Origin of the sequence: Rhizobium sp. P40RR-XXII (genome assembly GCF_012641405.1) — a bacterium.
Lineage (GTDB): Bacteria > Pseudomonadota > Alphaproteobacteria > Rhizobiales > Rhizobiaceae > Rhizobium.
In genome coordinates this window covers 214,454-232,301 of the sequence record NZ_JABAII010000003.1, presented here as the reverse complement: position 1 = coordinate 232,301, position 17,848 = coordinate 214,454, and the positions used below count along the sequence as shown (strand labels likewise).

At 60.5% G+C, this 17,848-nt stretch carries 17 protein-coding genes; 6 read left to right on the top strand and 11 right to left on the bottom strand.

Features of this window, described 5'->3' with window-relative positions; genetic code table 11:
- The 7 genes from HGP16_RS07480 to pcaD all read right to left on the bottom strand — a co-directional run bounded on the left by HGP16_RS07480 (nt 1) and on the right by pcaD (nt 5,917).
- On the bottom strand, nt 1-864 hold the full coding sequence (locus HGP16_RS07480; RefSeq protein ID WP_168839379.1) for a branched-chain amino acid ABC transporter permease: 864 nt from the start codon (nt 862-864) through the stop codon (nt 1-3).
- Between the two features lie 91 nt (nt 865-955).
- A complete protein-coding gene (locus tag HGP16_RS07475; RefSeq protein WP_168839378.1) occupies nt 956-2,128 on the bottom strand; it encodes an ABC transporter substrate-binding protein in 1,173 nt (390 codons plus the stop codon).
- Between the two features lie 146 nt (nt 2,129-2,274).
- Nucleotides 2,275-3,327 (bottom strand): 3-carboxy-cis,cis-muconate cycloisomerase, encoded by a 1,053-nt coding sequence (locus HGP16_RS07470; protein ID WP_168839377.1) that lies wholly within the window; start codon nt 3,325-3,327, stop codon nt 2,275-2,277.
- A gap of 3 nt (nt 3,328-3,330) precedes the next feature.
- Nucleotides 3,331-3,945, bottom strand: a complete 615-nt coding sequence (gene pcaG / locus HGP16_RS07465) for a protocatechuate 3,4-dioxygenase subunit alpha (protein ID WP_168839376.1) — start codon at nt 3,943-3,945, stop codon at nt 3,331-3,333.
- Nucleotides 3,945-4,694: a protocatechuate 3,4-dioxygenase subunit beta gene (pcaH, locus tag HGP16_RS07460; protein ID WP_168839375.1), complete on the bottom strand. Its 750-nt coding sequence runs from the start codon at nt 4,692-4,694 to the stop codon at nt 3,945-3,947. The genes pcaG and pcaH overlap by 1 nt, the downstream gene beginning before the upstream one ends.
- Nucleotides 4,695-4,706: 12 nt before the next feature.
- Nucleotides 4,707-5,111 (bottom strand): 4-carboxymuconolactone decarboxylase, encoded by a 405-nt coding sequence (gene pcaC, locus HGP16_RS07455; RefSeq protein ID WP_168839374.1) that lies wholly within the window; start codon nt 5,109-5,111, stop codon nt 4,707-4,709.
- A complete protein-coding gene (pcaD, locus tag HGP16_RS07450) occupies nt 5,111-5,917 on the bottom strand; it encodes a 3-oxoadipate enol-lactonase (RefSeq protein WP_168839373.1) in 807 nt (268 codons plus the stop codon). Before pcaD ends, pcaC begins: the two co-directional genes overlap by 1 nt.
- A gap of 94 nt (nt 5,918-6,011) precedes the next feature.
- On the opposite strand from pcaD, the gene pcaQ reads away from it, so the two are divergent.
- The gene (pcaQ, locus tag HGP16_RS07445) at nt 6,012-6,956 is read left to right on the top strand and encodes a pca operon transcription factor PcaQ (RefSeq protein WP_168839648.1); all 945 of its coding nucleotides are present in this window, start codon (nt 6,012-6,014) and stop codon (nt 6,954-6,956) included.
- Nucleotides 6,957-7,123: 167 nt separating this feature from the next.
- On the opposite strand, the gene pobA is transcribed toward pcaQ, so the two are convergent.
- Entirely contained in the window at nt 7,124-8,296 is a 1,173-nt protein-coding gene (gene pobA, locus HGP16_RS07440) for a 4-hydroxybenzoate 3-monooxygenase (RefSeq protein WP_168839372.1), read from the bottom strand.
- Nucleotides 8,297-8,409: 113 nt separating this feature from the next.
- Here pobA and HGP16_RS07435 point away from each other — a divergent pair, with 113 nt between their 5' ends.
- A complete protein-coding gene (locus tag HGP16_RS07435) occupies nt 8,410-9,297 on the top strand; it encodes a helix-turn-helix domain-containing protein (protein ID WP_168839371.1) in 888 nt (295 codons plus the stop codon).
- 9 nt (nt 9,298-9,306) lie between these two features.
- Here HGP16_RS07435 and HGP16_RS07430 read toward each other — a convergent pair whose 3' ends face one another.
- Entirely contained in the window at nt 9,307-10,062 is a 756-nt protein-coding gene (locus HGP16_RS07430) for an IclR family transcriptional regulator (protein WP_168839370.1), read from the bottom strand.
- A gap of 150 nt (nt 10,063-10,212) precedes the next feature.
- Here HGP16_RS07430 and HGP16_RS07425 point away from each other — a divergent pair, with 150 nt between their 5' ends.
- From HGP16_RS07425 to HGP16_RS07410, 4 genes are all read left to right on the top strand, one after another.
- Complete coding sequence (locus HGP16_RS07425) at nt 10,213-10,920, top strand: 3-oxoacid CoA-transferase subunit A (protein WP_168839369.1); 708 nt, start codon at nt 10,213-10,215, stop codon at nt 10,918-10,920.
- Nucleotides 10,917-11,606, top strand: coding sequence for a CoA transferase subunit B (locus HGP16_RS07420; protein WP_168839368.1), 690 nt, complete (start codon nt 10,917-10,919; stop codon nt 11,604-11,606). The genes HGP16_RS07425 and HGP16_RS07420 overlap by 4 nt, the downstream gene beginning before the upstream one ends.
- A 114-nt stretch (nt 11,607-11,720) precedes the next feature.
- Complete coding sequence (pcaF, locus tag HGP16_RS07415; protein ID WP_168839367.1) at nt 11,721-12,926, top strand: 3-oxoadipyl-CoA thiolase; 1,206 nt, start codon at nt 11,721-11,723, stop codon at nt 12,924-12,926.
- Between the two features lie 114 nt (nt 12,927-13,040).
- Complete coding sequence (locus HGP16_RS07410; protein WP_246703285.1) at nt 13,041-15,401, top strand: cation:proton antiporter; 2,361 nt, start codon at nt 13,041-13,043, stop codon at nt 15,399-15,401.
- 61 nt (nt 15,402-15,462) lie between these two features.
- Here HGP16_RS07410 and HGP16_RS07405 read toward each other — a convergent pair whose 3' ends face one another.
- Nucleotides 15,463-15,846: an ester cyclase gene (locus HGP16_RS07405; protein WP_168839366.1), complete on the bottom strand. Its 384-nt coding sequence runs from the start codon at nt 15,844-15,846 to the stop codon at nt 15,463-15,465.
- Nucleotides 15,847-15,889: 43 nt separating this feature from the next.
- Nucleotides 15,890-17,830: a putative bifunctional diguanylate cyclase/phosphodiesterase gene (locus tag HGP16_RS07400; RefSeq protein WP_246703286.1), complete on the bottom strand. Its 1,941-nt coding sequence runs from the start codon at nt 17,828-17,830 to the stop codon at nt 15,890-15,892.
- Nucleotides 17,831-17,848: the final 18 nt, after the last annotated feature.

Genomic DNA, 17,848 nt, shown 5'->3' with positions numbered 1-17,848 from the left:
TTACTTCATTCTCCCGGCAAAGCCGCGCGGGAAGACGCAGACGATGGCAATGACGGCCAGATAGAAGAAGAATTCCCCGTATTCCGGCATGAGATAGCGGCCAGTCGTATCGACGCAGCCAAGAATGAGACAGGCAAGCAACGCGCCCGAGATCGAACCGGCGCCGCCGACGGAAACGACGACCAGGAAGGTCACCATATAGCGCAGGGCATAATAGGGCTCGACGGGCAGAAGTTCAGCACCGACGACACCGCCGAAGGCGGCAAGCCCGACGGCAATGGCGAAGCTGACCGCATAGACGATTTCCGTGCGGACCCCGAGCGCGGCGGCCATCGCGGCATTGTCGACGGAGGCCCGCAGCTTGACCCCGAAGGAGGTCTTCTCGATCGTGTACCATAAGACGAGAGCGACGATGAGGCCGCAGACGATCGCGAAGATGCGATGGGTGCCTATGGTGCGGAAACCAAGATCGACGGAGCCCTGCAGACCGCCCGGTAAGGGAATGGTTTTCAAGGTCGGGCCGAAGACGTAGTTGGCAATGCCGATGATGCAGAAAGTGATGCCGATCGTCATCAGCACCTGCGTCAACTCGGGCGCACCATAAATGCGCCGATAGAGCAGCCGTTCGATCGGGATGGAGATGATGACGGTGCCCACCACCGCCAGCAATACGGCGGCAGCATAGCCTAGACCAAGATCGTGCGCGGCGTAGGAGGCGATATAGCCGCCGATCATCGCAAAGGCGCCATGGGCCAGATTGACGACGCGCATCAGCCCCATCGTGACCGAGAGACCGATGGAGATGACGAACAGCACCATGCCGTAAGCGAGGGCATCGACTGCTATGCTGAGCACGGTTTGCATTGAAATTGCTGGTCCGGTTGTTGTTGCGCGGCCGCTGTCGTCACACCCCTGACCGGAGGCTTCCGATCAAGGGTTGGAGCTTCAGGAGCGCTTACTTCGCGGCAGCAAGGCCTGGATCGCCCTGCTTCTCGAAGGTCTGGATTTCCTTGTTGTAGTACTTGCCGTCATCGCCCTTGGCGACTTCGCGCAAATAGATGTTCTGCGTGATGTGCCGGCTTTCCGCATCGATGGTGACCGGGCCGCGTGGGCTGACCCAAGACAAGCCCTTCACGGCATCGACGGCCTTCTGCGCATCCTGCTTGCCGCCGGTCGCCTCGATCATCTTGTAGATGACATGCATGCCGTCGAAAGCGCCGACGGCCGGGAAGGTCAGTTCAGCTGGATTGCCGATCGCCTTGCCGGCAGCTGCGACGAAGGCCTTGTTTTCGGGCGAGTCATGCGAAATCGCATAATGGAAGGTCGTTTGCATGCCGAGTGCCGCGTCGCCGAGCGCCGGCAGATCGGACTCCTGCGTCAGGTCGCCGGGTGCAAAGAGCTTGATGCCGGCTGTTTTTAGGCCATTCTCATTATAGGCCTTGACGAAACCGAGCGTCGTCGGGCCGGACGGCAGGAAGGCGAAGACGCCCTGCGCGCCGGAATCCTTGATACGTTGCATGATCGGGCTGAAATCATTGGTCGAAAGCGGCATGCGGATCGCCTGGACCACTTCGCCACCCTGCTTCTCGAAACCGGCCTTGAAGGCGTTTTCGGCATCGACGCCCGGACCGTAATCGCTGACGACGGAGATAACCTTCTTCACGCCGGCGTCAAAGGCGACCTTGGCGATCGGCGTCGAGGTCTGCCAGGTGGTGAAGGAGGTGCGCACGACGAGCGGGCTCTTGGTGACGATCGCCGAAGTGGCGGCGTTGAAGATCACCATCGGCACATTGGCCTGCTTGAGGATCGGCGTCACCGCCATCGCGTCCGGCGTGAAGTAGAAGCCGGCGAGATACTGGACCTTCTCCTTGACGACAAGTTCCTGAGCGAGCGACTTCGACTGGGCCGGATCGGCCGCAGGCAGATCGCGGTAGATCACCTCCACCTCGTCATTGCCGACCTTCTTGCCATTGACAGCCATATAGGCGTCGATGCCGGCCTTGAAATTCTTTCCCTGCAGCGCGAACGGGCCGGAAAACGGACCGATGACCCCGACCTTGATGGTGTCGGCATAGGCAGCGCCGCCAAGAGCAACGGCCGCGATGGCGGCCAAGACAAACCGTTTCATTTTTTCTCCTCCCGACAGCCGCTTTTTTGGGCCGTCCTTGATCGTTTAAATTCTGATCATCGCCAATTTCTCATAGGAAAAGGTGATGTAAAATGAAATAAAACCTTCCATCCATATTTATATGGTTATGATTAGCGGTAAATATCCTACTCTCCTGCAGCTCCCAGACGCTTGATCATACCGATCAATTGCAGGGCATGGCGCAGCGATGCTGCCGTCGCCACCACCATGGGCGGCAGCAGCAGCCATTCCAATGTCCAGGCGGCACCGGAGCGCTCCTGCTCGTGCACGAGGGACTGATGAATGCCCGAAAGCTGCACTGCATTGAACCGGGCGAGCGTGACCAGCGTTTCGGCCGACACCGGATTCTGCTTGTGCGGCATCGCTGAGGAGCCGCCGCCGCCGGCAAGCTCGATCTCGTCGCCCGCCTGTGCCAGAAGCGCGACATCCTGGCCGAACTTGCCGAGGCTGCCCGAAATCATGGACAGCAATCCAGCCAGCTCGGCAATACGCCCCCGCTGGCTTTGCCACTGCGGCTCATCCGTCAGACCAAGCGCCTGTGCCAGCGAACTTCTGATTTCGGCCGCCTTCGGCCCGAACTTTTCCAGCGTGCCGGCGGCACCGCCAAACTGTAATGGGAAGCTCTCCTGCGTCAGCCGGTCACCATACTGATCGAGTGGGTGACGCCATGCCCGTAGCCGGTCGGACAGGATAATCGCGATCGCAGCCTGCATCCGGGTGCGGCCCATGAGCCGGTTCGAGCCGAAACGCTCATCGAGCTTGGAGAGAGCGGCTGAAACCGCGAAGAGACGTCCGCCAAGGATAAAGGCTACGGCCTTCAGCCGCAGCATTAGGCTGGTGTCGATGACGTCCTGACTGGTGGCACCGAAATGGACATGTTTGCCCGCGTCCTCGCCGACTGCCTTGCGCAGCTGGCGAACAAGATCCGGCACGACGACGCCATCCGATGCAGTTGCCGTCTTCAGGCTCTGCAGATCGGGCTCGAACCCTGCGCAGACCTCGGCGATATGCCCGGCCGCATCCTGCGGGATCAGCCCATGCTGCGCCTCGACCTTGGCAAGCGCCGCTTCGAAAGAGAGCATGGCGCGGATATCGGCCTTGGCCGAGAAATAAGCCGCGATCTCCTCGTCACCGAGAAGGCCTGACAGAAAGGGATGATCGAAGGGAGAAACGCTCATGGCCTATATATCGAGGAAAACCGTTTCTTTGTCGCCCTGCAAATGGATATCGAAGGTGTAGACGGAGCCCTCCTTTGCGGCAATCAGCGTTGCGAGGCGATCCCTGTGCTCGATACGCGCAAGCAAGGGGTCCTCGGCGTTGGCCTCGGTCTCTTCCGGAAAATACATACGCGTGTGCAGGCCGATATTGATGCCCCGCGCCACGATCCAGAAAGTAACGTGCGGCGCCATCTTGCGGCCGTCCTTGAAGGGAACGCGGCCCGGCTTGATCGTCCCGAAACGGAAAACACCGTCGGTCGAGCTGGTCGGGCAACGCCCCCAGCCGGTGAAATTCGGATCGGCCGCACCGCGCAGTTCCGACGGGCTGTTGTAAAGCCCAGCGCTATCGGCCTGCCAGATCTCGAGCACCGCATCCTTGACCGGCGCTCCTGCCCCATCGAGAACCCTGCCCGTCAGCGTGATGCGCTCGCCGAGCGTCTTGTCGTTGATCATCACGGAGCCGAGATCTGTTTCATAGACGCCGCCGATCTCGCTGTAGTTCGGCGTCAGGCCGATATGCACGTAAGGGCCTGCCGTCTGCGACGGCGTTTCCTTCAGGTAGCCGAGATCCTGTACCATCAATTGCCCTCCGGCCGGTTTTCGAACAGAGTCGAACGGCGACCGCGCAGCACGATATCGAATTTATAGGCGCGGGCATCCATCGGGATCGTGTTGCCCCAGTCGAGCGGCGCAATCAGCTGTTCGATCGCCTGTTTGTCGGGGATCGTGCCGACGATCGGACATTTCCAGATCATCGGGTCGCCCTCGAAATACATTTGCGTGATCAGCCGCTGCGCAAAGCCGTGGCCAAAGACGGAAAAGTGAATATGCGCCGGACGCCAGTCGTTGACGCCGTTCGGCCAGGGATAGGCGCCGGGACGAATAGTCCGGAAAGCGTAGTGTCCTTCATCATCCGTGATCGCGCGGCCGCAGCCGCCGAAATTCGGGTCGATGGCGGCGAGATAGGTTTCCTTCTTGTGGCGATAACGCCCGCCGGCATTGGCCTGCCAGAATTCGAGCAGCACGCTCGGTACCGGCCGGCCGCGCTCATCGAGCACGCGGCCATGGACAATGATCCGCTCGCCGATAGCGCTCTCGCCCGGCCTGGCGAAATTATGGATGAGATCGTTGTCCAGCTCGTTCAATATGGAGTGGCCAAAGACCGGCCCGGTGATCTCGGAGATCGTGCCATCGAGCGAAAGCAATGCGCGCTGCGGCGACCGCAGCACGGAGGTCTTGTATCCCGGCGCAAAGGCCGGCGGATGCCAGGCGCGGTCTCTTGCGAAAAAGGCGCCCGTCTCGGGCTTGCTGTTGCTTCTATCGGACATGTCTGCCTCGCTTCATGCCGCCTGCTCGGCGTCCATCTGTTCGAAAACCTGCTTGGCGATCTTGATCGCGTGGTTGGCGGCCGGCACGCCGGCATAGATCGCCACATGCAAAAGCGCCTCGCAAATGTCATCGCGCGTCGCGCCTGTGTTGCGCGTGGCGCGCACATGCATGGCCACCTCGTCATCCTGACCGAGCGCGGCGAGCAGGGCAATGGTCACGATGGACCGTTCGCGCAGGCTCAGCGTCGGGCGCGACCAGACATGTCCCCAGGCCGCTTCGGTGATCAGCTCCTGGAAGGGTTGATCGAACTCGGTCGACCCCTGCTGGGCGCGATCGACATGGCTATCGCCGAGCACGGCGCGGCGTGTCGCCATGCCCTGCAGATAGCGCTCGGACGGCGCGGTCAGGTCATTCATCAGGCTTGTTCTCCACGCAGGACGACGTCGATGAAGGCACGGATGACTTCGGTCAACGCCTCGGGTTGTTCGACGCAGGGGATATGGCCGGCGTCCTTGATCACTTCATAGCGCGCATTCGGAATGAGCTTTGCCGTCGAAAGCACCAGCTCCGGCGGAGTGGAGCCATCCTGATCGCCGACGATGCAGATGGTGGGCACGGCGATCTTGGCCGCAGCTTCGGTCAGGTCGGCATCGCGAAGCGCGGCACAGGTGGCAACATATCCTGCGACCGGCTGGCGGATCAGCATGTTGCAATAGCCGGCAAACGCGATGTTTTCCGGACGGCGGAAGGCGGGCGTGAACCAGCGTTCCATGATGGCATCGACGATGGATTCGATGCCGTCAGCCTCGACCTGCGCGATGCGGGTATTCCAGCTCTCGGCCGTGCCGATCTTGTGGGCGGTGTCGCAGAGGACCAGCGCCCGCACCAGATCCGGGCGACGCTGATAGAGCGACTGCGCGACCAGCCCGCCGACCGACAGGCCGCAGATAATGGCATTCTTGACCGAAAGGAAATCGAGCAGGCCGGCTAGATCGGTCGCATGATCCTCAATGGAATAGGGCATCTGGCCAAGATCGGAGAGACCATGGCCCCGCTTGTCGTAAAGTACGATGCCGAAATCGCCGGCCAGCCGCACGATCACATCACGCCAGATCCGGAAATCGGTGCCGAGCGAATTGGCAAAGACAAGCACCGGCTTGTCGGCGGGGCCGCCGATGATCTGATAGTGGATCGTAACGTCGTTGATGCGGGCAAACTGCACTGGAAATCTCCTCGGCCGCGAGATTGGATGTATAATCTGGTTAGGTAAAATGATATTTCTTTGCTCTACGATAACTCCGGGGTTATGAATGAGCATGCTCGACGCAGGCATCAAGTTCCGCCATCTGCAGACCTTTGTCGAGGTTGCACGCCAGAAAAGCGTGATCAAGGCGGCCGGACTGCTGAATATCAGCCAGCCGGCGGTGACGAAAACCATCCGCGAGCTGGAAGAGGCGCTTGGGGTCGCCGTCTTCGAGCGCGATGGGCGCGGCATCCGCATCACCCGCTACGGCGAAGTCTTTCTCCGCCATGCCGGCGCGGCACTCACAGCCCTCAGGCAGGGGCTGGATTCCGTCTCGCAGGAGCGTTCCGGGGAGGCGCCACCGATCCGTGTCGGCGCGCTGCCGACGGTTTCCACACGGATCATGCCGCGGGCGATGGACTTATTTCTCAAGGAAGAGACCTGGAGCCGCATCAAGATCGTGACCGGCGAAAACGCCGTGCTTCTGGAGCAATTGCGCATCGGCGATCTCGATCTCGTCGTCGGCCGATTGGCAAGCCCCGACAAGATGACCGGCTTTTCCTTCGAGCATCTCTATTCCGAACAGGTCGTCTTCGCCGTCCGAGCCGGCCATCCGTTGCTGTCCGACAGGCAATCACTGTTTGCCGATCTCAGCCGCTACACAATCCTGATGCCGACTCGCGGTTCGATCATTCGCCCCTTCGTCGAGAGCTTCCTGATCGCTAACGGCGCCGGCGGACTGCCCAACCAGATCGAAACCGTTTCCGATTCCTTCGGCCGCGCCTTCGTGCGATCGAGCGACGCCATCTGGATTATCTCGGCCGGCGTCGTTGCCGGCGATGTCGATGACGGGCTGTTAGCCCTGCTACCGATCGACACCAGCGAGACGAAGGGACCGGTGGGATTGACCGTTCGCACCGACGCCATTCCCACCCTCCCCTTGTCGATCCTGATGCAGACGATCCGGGAGTCAGCAAGCGAGGTCACCAAGAAGTTTTTAGGCGGCTTAGAAAACTGAAAATGCCCCTCACCCCAGCCCTCTCCCCGTTTTGACGGGCAGAGGGGGCGACAGTGCCAAACCCCTTCGCCCCGCGTGCGGGGAGAAGGTGGACTCGAACAGTTGAGCGAAGCGAACTGTGAGAGGACGGATGAGGGGCTTACCTATCCATAGGCGATTGCCCCGCTTCAGAACGGCAGGCCCACATAATTCTCAGCGAGCGCCGTCGAGGCTGCACGCGAATGGATGAGATAATCGAGCTCGGCTTCCTGGATCTTCTGGTCGAAATCGCTGGTATCGGGAAAGCGATGCATCATCGTCGTCATCCACCAGGAGAAGCGCACCGCCTTCCAGACCCGTGCGAGTGCGCGGGCGGAGTAGACTTCCAGTCCGGCGTTCGAGCGATCCTGATAATGCTCGGCAAGCCCCGAAAACAGGTAATGCACGTCGCTCGCCGCCAGATTGAGCCCCTTGGCACCGGTTGGCGGCACGATATGCGCGGCATCGCCGACGAGGAAGAGACGGCCGAAACGCATGGGTTCGGCCACGAAGGAGCGCAGCGGCGCGATCGATTTCTCGAAGGACGATGCCGTGACCAGGGCCTCTGCATGATGAGCCGGCAACCGGCGCCGCAGCTCATCCCAGAACCGATCGTCGCTCCAATCCTCGACCTTCTCGTCGAGCGGACACTGGATGTAATAGCGGCTGCGCGTCATCGATCGCATGGAGCATAGAGCGAAACCGCGGGGATGGTTGGCATAGATCAGCTCGTGATTGACCGGCACCACCTCGGCCAGAACCCCAAGCCAGCCGAAGGGATAGACCTTCTCGAAGCTGCGAACCGCCTTTTTCGGAACCGACTTGCGGCTGACGCCATGAAAGCCGTCACAACCGGCGATGAAATCGCAATCGATGCGATGCGAAATGCCGTCTTTCTCATAGGTCAAATAAGGCGTATCGCTATTGAAACCGTGAGGCTGCACATTGTTCGCGCCATATATGGTCGGAGCACCGCATTCCTCGCGGCGTTCCATCAGGTCGCGTGTCATCTCCGTCTGGCCGTAGATCACGACCCGCTTGCCGCCTGTCAGACCATGAAGATCGATACGATGATCGCGGCCGTCAAAGGCGAGCGAGAAGCCGTCATGCGGCAAGCCCTCGGCATGCAGGCGCGTACTGGATTTCGCCTCGTCCAGCAAGCGGACGGTGCCTTCCTCCAGAACGCCGGCGCGCACGCGGCCGAGAATGTAATCCTTGCCGACGCGATCGAGAATGACGTTGTCGATGCCGGCCTCCGTCAGCAGCTGGCCGAGCAGCAGCCCCGACGGCCCCGAACCGATAATGGCGACTTGAGTGCGCATCGTCTCCTCCCATGCGTATTTCTTGCTTCAAGTCTCTTCGGCGCATGGCCGATCCGCAATGGACATTTCGGTCATGAAATTGCACAAATCAAACATGGCAAGGGAGGAGAGCCGTGACGAAGACTGTGCCGACCTATGAGCTCTATGGCGAAAATACCGGCCGAAAGCCGGATTTCTGGCTGCATTGCGAGACAATTCCCTCCCGCAGCAGCCTTCATCATTGGGAGATCCGCCCGCACCGGCATGAGAACTTTTTTCAGATCTTGTACATAGATGCCGGATCCGGCGACGCAATCTTTGGCGAAATTCCCCACGCCATTACGCCGCCCGCCGTCATTACCGTGCCGCCAAAAATCAAACACGGCTTCCGGTTTTCGCGCGATATTGACGGCTTCGTTATCACCGTGCTGATCTCGCACCTCAAGGCGGCGCCGGGCGATCGCAGCCGGCTGGGTGCATGGCTTGCCGATCCGCATTTGACCTTGCTGGATACCCGTAATGAAGATGCCGCCCATATTGCCAGCACACTGAAACGCCTGGGCGAGGAGTTCGCAAGCCACCGAAACGGCCGCAACGATCTGCTCGATGCGTATCTGACCTCGGCCCTGCTGCTGACGGCGCGGATCGCCCATAAAGCCGATGAAGGATCAAGTGCGGGCGATGAGGGCGAGCGCCGGATGGAGATGCTCCAGGGCCTGATCCAGCGACACTTCCGCTCGCACAAGCCAGCCGCCTTCTATGCCGAAAGCCTCGGCATCTCGCCGGCGCATCTCAGCCGCATCGTGCGCAGCCGGACAGGGCACGGCACGCACGAATTGATCACGCGCAAGCTGTTGGACGAGGCCAAGCGCGAACTGGTCTTCACCTTCGCGACGGTGCAGGAAATCAGCTATCGCCTCGGCTTTGCCGACCCCGCCTATTTCTCCCGCTTCTTCGTCAAGCAGACGAGCCAAACACCGCGCGCCTGGCGGATCGAGGAGCGGGAGAGGCTTGGGATGTGACGGTTACGGTTACGGCAGCACCAGCCTCAGCGCCTTCTGCGTCTCCTTCAGCAATGGCAGAAAACGCTCCGCCATATCGGAAGCTGCGACATAGGCGGCCGGTGCGCCGATATTGATCGCCGCCACGGTCTGGCCGCGATCGTTTTCGACCGGCACGGCGATCGAGCAGAGGCCTATTTCCAGCTCTTGGTCGATGACGGCATAGCCCTGGTCTCTTACGCGGCGGAATTCCGCCATCAGCTCCTCCGGATCAGTCTTGGTATTCGGCGTGTTCGCCTTGAGGTCGGTTCGCCCGAGTACAGAACGTGCTTCGCCTTCCGGCAAAGCGGCGAGCAAAACGCGGCCCATCGAGGCACAGAAGGCCGGAAGGCGGCTGCCTGGTGTCAGGTTGATCGACATCACCCGACGCTGCGAGGCGCGGGCGATATAGACGACCTCGGTTCCATCCAGCACCGAAGCCGACGCATTCTGCCCGGCGCGCTCGGCAAGCTGATCGAGATGCGGCTGGATGATGATCGGCAGCGGTGTCGCGGCCAGATAGGCGTGGCCGAGCCTGAGGATCTTCGGCGTCAGCGTGAAGAATTTTCCGTCATAGACGGCATAGCCAAGCTCGGAGAGCGTCAGCAACGAACGGCGCACGGTGGCACGATCAAGCCCGGTCAGCTTCGACGCTTCGGCAATCGTCAGGCGCTGCCGCGTCTCGCCGAAGGCTTCGATGACTTTCAATCCCTTGGCAAAGCCGCTGACGAAATCCGTTTCGCGCATAGTGCCCTCCAAACTTCCTATAGTTTGTGCGATATATGAACAAAAATCAAATAACGCACAAAACAATTGCCGTCCAACCCATGCTGATCTATTCGAACGAGAAGGACGGATCGTCTTAATCCGCCGGCAATGGCAAATGGGAGAATCCGCATGGATAAGACAATTGCGAGTACGGCAGCCGCCGTCTCGGACATCGGCGATGGTGCAACCGTCATGATCGGCGGTTTTGGTGGCTCCGGCGCGCCGATCGAACTCATCCATGCGCTGATCGACAAAGGCCCAAAGAACCTGACCGTCATCAACAATAATGCCGGCAATGGACGTATCGGCATCGCTGCGATGATCGATGCCGGCATGGTCAGGAAGATGATCTGTTCTTTCCCGCGCTCATCCGATCCACGCGCTTTCACGGACCGCTATCTGGCCGGCGAAATCGAGCTGGAATTGGTGCCTCAGGGGACTCTCGCGGAACGCATCCGTGCCGGCGGTGCCGGCATTCCGGCTTTCTACACCCCAACCGCCTATGGCACCGAACTCGCCAACGGCAAAGTCATCGCAGAATTCGATGGGCGCCACTATGTTCAGGAGCGTTGGCTCAAGGCCGATTTCGCTATTGTCAAAGCTGAAGTCGGCGACGTGCAGGGCAATCTCATTTACAACAAAGCCGGCCGCAACTTTAATCCACTGATGTGCATGGCCGCGACCAGGACGATCGCGCAGGTCTCTAAAATCGTCGCCGCCGGCGAGCTCGATCCCGAGCACATCGTCACCCCCGGAATCTTCGTCAACGCCGTGGTGGAAGTCGCCGATCCACAACAGGAAGAAAATCTCATTCGAGCCGGAGTGGAATACGCATGACCGTCGACACACGCGAAGACATCAAACTCTCCAACGCCCAGATCGCCTGGCGCGCGGCTCAGGACATCCAGGATGGCGCCTATGTGAATCTCGGTATCGGCTTTCCGGAAATGGTCGCCCGGTACCAACCTCCGGGCCGTCAGGCGATCTTCCACACCGAAAACGGCATTCTGAATTTCGGCGAGCCGCCGGCGGAAGGACAGGAAGATTGGGATCTGATCAACGCAGGTAAGAAAGCAGTCACGCTGAAGCCGGGCGCGTCCTTCTTCCATCACGCCGATAGCTTCGCCATGGTGCGCGGCGGCCATCTGGATGTCGCAATCCTCGGCGCCTATCAGGTGGCGCAGAATGGCGACCTCGCCAACTGGCGCGTTGGCTCCAAGGGCGTGCCTGCGGTTGGCGGGGCCATGGACCTGGTGCATGGCGCCAAGCAGGTTTTCGTCATCACCGAACATGTAACGAAGGACGGCAAGCCGAAACTGGTGGAGGCCTGCACCTTCCCTCTGACCGGCGTCGGCTGCATTACCCGCATCTATACGAGCCATGCGGTCATCGACATTGCCAAAGAAGGCTTCGTCGTGCGTGAAAAGCTTGCCGCCATGACGATGGACGAGCTGCAGGCGATGACCGGCGCTCCACTCCATGCCGACCGTCCCGTTGCCGACCTCGTCGTGCCGACGCTCTAAAGCACGTTGCGATCTTTCAGATTCGCGCGATACGCTTTAAGCTTATAATATTTCGCATGTCGTTATCGCAAAACCGCCGCACTTTTTTGCGCGACATGCCGTAGGGAGAAGACCATGATCGACGCATTTATCTGTGACTATATCCGCACCCCGATCGGGCGTTTCGGTGGGTCGCTTTCTTCCGTCCGCGCCGACGATCTCGGCGCCGTGCCGCTGAAGGCGCTGATCGAGCGCAACGGCTCGGTCGACTGGGAAGCCATCGACGATGTGATCTACGGCTGCGCCAACCAGGCCGGCGAAGACAATCGCAACGTCGCGCGCATGGCAAGCCTGCTGGCCGGCCTGCCTGTTACAGTGCCCGGCACGACGATCAACCGGCTTTGCGGCTCGGGCATGGACGCCATCATCGCAGCCGCCCGCGCCATCCGCGCCGGCGAAGCCGATATGATGATCGCTGGCGGCGTCGAAAGCATGTCGCGCGCGCCCTTCGTCATTCCCAAGGCCGAAAGCGCCTTTTCGCGCAACGCCGAAATCTACGACACGACAATCGGCTGGCGCTTCATCAATCCTGTCATGAAGAAGCAATATGGCGTCGACTCCATGCCAGAGACCGGCGAGAACGTCGCTGAGGACTACAGGGTCAGCCGCGAGGATCAGGACGCCTTTGCCGTTCGCTCGCAGGCGAAGGCTGCGGCAGCGCAGGAGAACGGCCGGCTTGCCAAGGAAATCACCGCAGTCACGATCCCGCAGCGCAAGGGCGATCCGGTTGTTGTCGGCAAGGACGAGCATCCGCGCGCAACCTCGATCGAAGCGGTTTCCAAGCTTGGCACGCCCTTCAAGAAGGAAGGCGGCACCGTGACGGCCGGCAACGCCTCGGGCGTCAATGACGGCGCGGCCGCGCTCATCATTGCGTCTGAAGCAGCAGCTAAAAAATATGGCCTTACACCGATTGCCCGCATCCTTGGCGGGGCGGCCGCCGGTGTCCCTCCGCGTATCATGGGCATCGGCCCCGTACCGGCTTCGCGTAAGCTCATGGCCCGCCTCGGCATGCGCCAAGAGCAGTTCGACGTCATCGAACTCAACGAAGCGTTCGCCTCGCAGGGACTTGCGGTATTGCGCGAACTCGGCATTGCCGATGGCGACGCGCGCGTCAATCGCAATGGCGGCGCCATCGCGCTCGGTCATCCACTTGGCATGTCGGGTGCGCGCATCACCGGCACGGCTGCCCTGGAACTGAAGGAAACGGGCCGGCGCTATTCGCTGTCAACCATGTGCATCGGCGTCGGCCAGGGAATTGCCATCGCGCTGGAACGCGTCTGATTTCCAATCGGTTTTGGTCCGTCGCTCCAAAGGCGGCGGACCGGCTTACAACCGCAAATGCTGTGCAAACCAAGATGGCAATTACCGATGCCATCTGGAACGGCGAAGGCTCTGATGCGTTTTCCTGCTGCTCAGTGGGATCGATCCATGCCGTCACGCCAGAAATTCTCAAAATTATTTCCTTCAAGCGCCCTGACCCTTCCCATTGCCCTCATCCTGTCGCTGTCGGTTGCGCAAATCGCCTTCGCAGCCGAAGGGCAAAAGGCCAGCCACGCCTCCGAAGGGCTGTTTCTGGTGCAGATCGTTCTGCTTGTCGTCTCGGGCAGGTTGCTCGGCGAATGGATGGTGCGCATCGGCCAGCCGTCGATCATGGGCCAGATCATCGCCGGCATCATCCTTGGCCCCTCCCTTTTCGGCCTGGCTTTTCCACATGTGCAGGCAAGCCTCTTTCCTTCGGACGCAGGCCAGAAAAGCATGACCGACGCGATCGGTCAGCTCGGCATTCTCTTCCTTCTGCTGCTAGCTGGCATGGAAACCGATCTCGGCTTGGCAAAGCGCCTGCGCAAATCCGCCGCCGGTGTCTCGCTGGCGGGTATCGTTATTCCCTTCGTTGCCGGTTTCGCGCTTGGCGAGTTCATTCCGGACGCCTTGGTTCCCGATCCCGAAAAGCGGCTGGTCACATCTCTCTTTCTGGGCACCGCGCTTTCCATTTCTTCGGTGAAGATCGTCGCTTCCGTGGTGCGCGAGATGGACTTCATGCGCCGGAATATCGGTCAATTGATCGTCGCCTCCGCCATCATCGACGATACGATCGGCTGGGTAATCATCGCCATCACATTCGGCCTTGCCGAAAAGGGTACGGTCGATCTTACGACCCTGGCAACCAGCGCGATCGGCACATTGGCCTTCATGGCCGTCAGCTTCACCATCGGCAGACGGATCGTCTTCGAAATCATCCGCTGGACCAACGACAATTTTCGCAGTGACCTGCCCGTGCTCAGCGCCATCGTCGCGATCATGGGCACGATGGCGATCATCACCAATCTTATCGGCGTCCATACCGTGCTTGGCGCCTTCGTCGCGGGTGTCCTCGTCGGTGAATCGCCAATCCTTACCCGTCAGATCGACGTGCAGCTTCGCGCATTGACGACGGCGCTTTTCATGCCCGTCTTCTTCGGGCTGACCGGCCTGCAGACAGACCTCACCGTCCTCGCCGATCCCTCCATCCTGTTGCTGACCGCCGCCGTCGTCGTCATCGCCAGCATCGGCAAGTTCGGCGGAGCCTTCGCAGCCGCCAAGACCAGTGGATATTCGGTTTCGGAAGCCCTTGCGCTCGGCTGCGGCATGAATGCCAGGGGATCGACGGAGGTGATCGTCGCGACCATAGGCCTGTCCGTCGGCGTTCTGGACGAGAAGCTGTTCTCCGTCATCGTCGCCATGGCCGTCATCACGACGATGGCTATGCCGCCCACGCTTCGTTGGGCACTGGCGCGCCTGCCGCTGCGCGAAGAGGAGCGCAACCGGCTCGAGCGCGAACAGTTCGAGAGCGAAAGCTTCGTGGCCAATTTCGAACGCATCCTTCTCACCGTCGACGGCTCGCAAAGCAGCCGCCTTGCAACCTGGATCGCCGCCTTCTTCGCGGTGACGCGCAAGATGCCGGTCACCGTCCTCGACGTGCGCGAGCCGAAGGACGCCGAGAGAGAGGCGGAAATGGCGACGGCCGCAGGATCACCGTCGCAAGCCCGAGCCGTCGCCGAGGATCTGCGCCAATGCGCAACCGATCTGTTGTCGTCGGCGCCGCCTGACAAGAACATGGCCGCCGAAAGCGACATCCACGTCACGGTTCGCGAAAGGGACGGCAAGCTCGAAACCATGCTCGGCGACATCTCGAGCACCGGCCACGACCTTCTCTTCACCGGCATCGAACCGTCGATGGGAGAGGACGGTCGCTTCAGTGAAGCCCTGCAGGTCATGACGTCGGCCTTCAAGGGAGCCTCCGTCATCGTTACGGCACGGGGCGCGCTGCCGGAGCGGCCTCGGGACCTGCGAATCCTACTCCCCGTCAGCGGCACGGAGCGCTCCGTCAGGGCCGCGGAATTCGGGCTTGCCGTTGCCAAGGCGACGAACGCCCACTGTGCCCTGCTGCTGATCGTAGAGCCGCGGCAAGCCAAAGCCATTCCGCGCATCAGCGACCGCGGCCCCGATAATTGGGACGTTATAAAGACGGTTGGCGCGATTGCCGATTACTATGGCGTCAAAATCGAAAAAGTCGTTCAACAGGGACCTTCACCCGAACTTTCGATCCTGCGCCATGCCCGCAGCGGAAAATACAATCTGATCGTGCTCGGCGTGAGCAAGCGGGCGAGCGGCAGCCTTTCCTACGGCGGTGTCGCCGACACATTGCTGCAAACGGCCGATAGGTCATGCATTTTCATCGAAACCGATCTCGCAAATGCCCCGATCGGGACGAATTAGGAAAAACCGATTTCCACGCCAACCGCTTTTTCGGGTCAGGCGACTGCGCCTGGGTTCTGCATCATAGCTGGGCTGCAATGGCAGCCTTGTCGATGATCGACCAGACGGTCCGGATTCGGCCGTCCAGGAACTCATAGAAGACGTTTTCCGAAAACTGAACCCTCCTGCCGTTCACCGGCATGCCGAACAGCAGCCCCTTTGGCGTACAATCGAACAGCAGGCGGCTGGCGACATGTGGCGGCGCGCAAATCAGCAGGCGGATGTCGAAATGAAGGTCGGGGATTGCCAGAAAATTGCCCTCGAGCATGTTGCGATAGCCGGATAATCCGACGGGGGCGCCATTGTAGTGAACGTCCTTATCGACGAAGCTGCCAAGGTTCGGCCAGTCCTGCCGGTTCAGGCAGGCGATATAGTTTCGGTGGATGTCGGAGAGGTTGACGCTCATCGCGCTGCTGCCTTTGCGGTGACGCTGAGACCGGCACCGGCGCTCAGGCCGATGCCTGCCAGCGTCGATGTCCCGCATGCCTGACCGCAATCGGATGCTTGAGCGGCGGCGCGGGCCGGCCGATATGGTATCCTTGAACGGCATCGATTCCAAAGGATTTGACCAGATCGAGCTGCTCTTCATTCTCGATCCCTTCGACAAGAATGCGATGCCCGCGATTGCGCACGAGGCCGATGATATCTTCAAGAAGGATCTTGGCACCCTCGTTATTCGCGGCGTCGTGAAGAAATGATTTGTCGATCTTCACGGTTTCAAAATCCATCAGGCGAAGCCAGGACAGACCGGCAAAGCCCGTGCCGAAATCGTCCAGCCAGAATTTGATGCCGAGCCTCTTGAGATCCTGAACGCTGTCGAGCACGTCGGGGCGTATTTCCATGTCGACGCCCTCGGTGATCTCGAACGCGATCCTGTGCCCGGAAACGCCGGTTTCGGCCAGTATGGCGGCCACCTGCGCCGCAAAGCCGGGAGCGCGCAATTGGATCGGAGAGACGTTGACGCTGACCGTTTCGACGATGTCGCGGGATAGCAGTTCGCAGCACGCCCGCCTGATCGCCCAGTAGCCCAATTCGATGATGGCTCCCGTTCGCTCCGCTATCGGAATAAAGATCGCGGGGGAAGAGCTCGAACCATCGAGCAATTGCAGGCGCATCAAGGCCTCATAGGCGCCTATTTCTCCCGTATCGAGATACTGGATCGGCTGATAGACCAAAGAGACAAGGTTCTGCTGGATGGCGATCTTCAATATGGCCGCGATGGTCTCGCTCGCGTCCCCACCCGGAAGCTCGTTCGGATCGAATATCCTGGCGCAGTTGCGGCCGCTCGCCTTTGCGGAATAGAGGGCGCGGTCGGCTTCATTGATGACGTTTTCCAGCTTCGTGCCGGCCGCGTCCCGCGTCACCGTCGCCCCTACGCTGACAGTGACGTGCCTGAAGCCATCGAGCCGCTGGGCATGAACGATATCGAGCGCCTCGATCCCCTGGCAAATGGCTTCCGCCAGGGCCAGTGCGTCTGATCCGCGCTCCAGATCGAGTATGACGATGAACTCTTCGCCGCCGTATCGTCCGACGGTCGCTCCCAAGGGGGCCACAATATCCGACAGGGCATTGGCCACGGTGACGAGGCAATGGTCGCCTTCCTGGTGGCCATAATAGTCATTGAACTTCTTGAAGAAATCGACGTCGACCAACAGGACAGCAAATGCCACGCCATCCTCGCGCCAGCGCTCCCAGAACTGTTTCAGCCTTATATCGGCCGCCCGCCGGTTTTCCATTCCGGTCAGGGAGTCCGTAATGGACAGGCGCAGCAGCGCCTCCCCGCGTTCCGTCGCCTGGCGCTGCTGCAGTTCGGCTTCTCTGGCATTGAGGAAGACGTTGAAACGCTCCTTGTTCAATTTCCAGTTCACATAGGAGGTGAAAACGAAACAGCAGAGATAAAAGGTCGTAAAAGCCAGGCAATAGGCCGGGCTGTAGTGAAACTCCGCAAGCGACAGCAGAAAGATGACGAAGATCAGCCCCGACGATGCCAGCGCCAGAGCGAATTCGAGGCTGAAGAAGAGGTTGACGCCCATCATGAAAATGGCGCCGAAGGCAGCATAATAGGAAAAGGCCTCGGCATTGGCGGTCTGCAGCGTCGGCACGAGCCACACGACATATCCGAAGACCACGGCGCCGGCACATGTAGCCTCAAGCTCTCCCGCGCGACGCTGGCGCGCAAACTGGATCTCCAGAATAAGGAGCGAAGTGCCGCCGATGAAAAAACGCGCCGGAATCGTCACGTGGGAGACGTCGGGAGTGAATATCAGGTCGGTTACCAGGAAAAGAAGATAAACGGGCACCGCAAGCCACAGGCCGCTGCGAGCCAGAGCACGACGCGCCTCGTTGCCGTAGTCCTTGTAGAGCGCACGAAGCTCGCCAGGATTGCTCATCAAGCGAGCCTCTCCCCA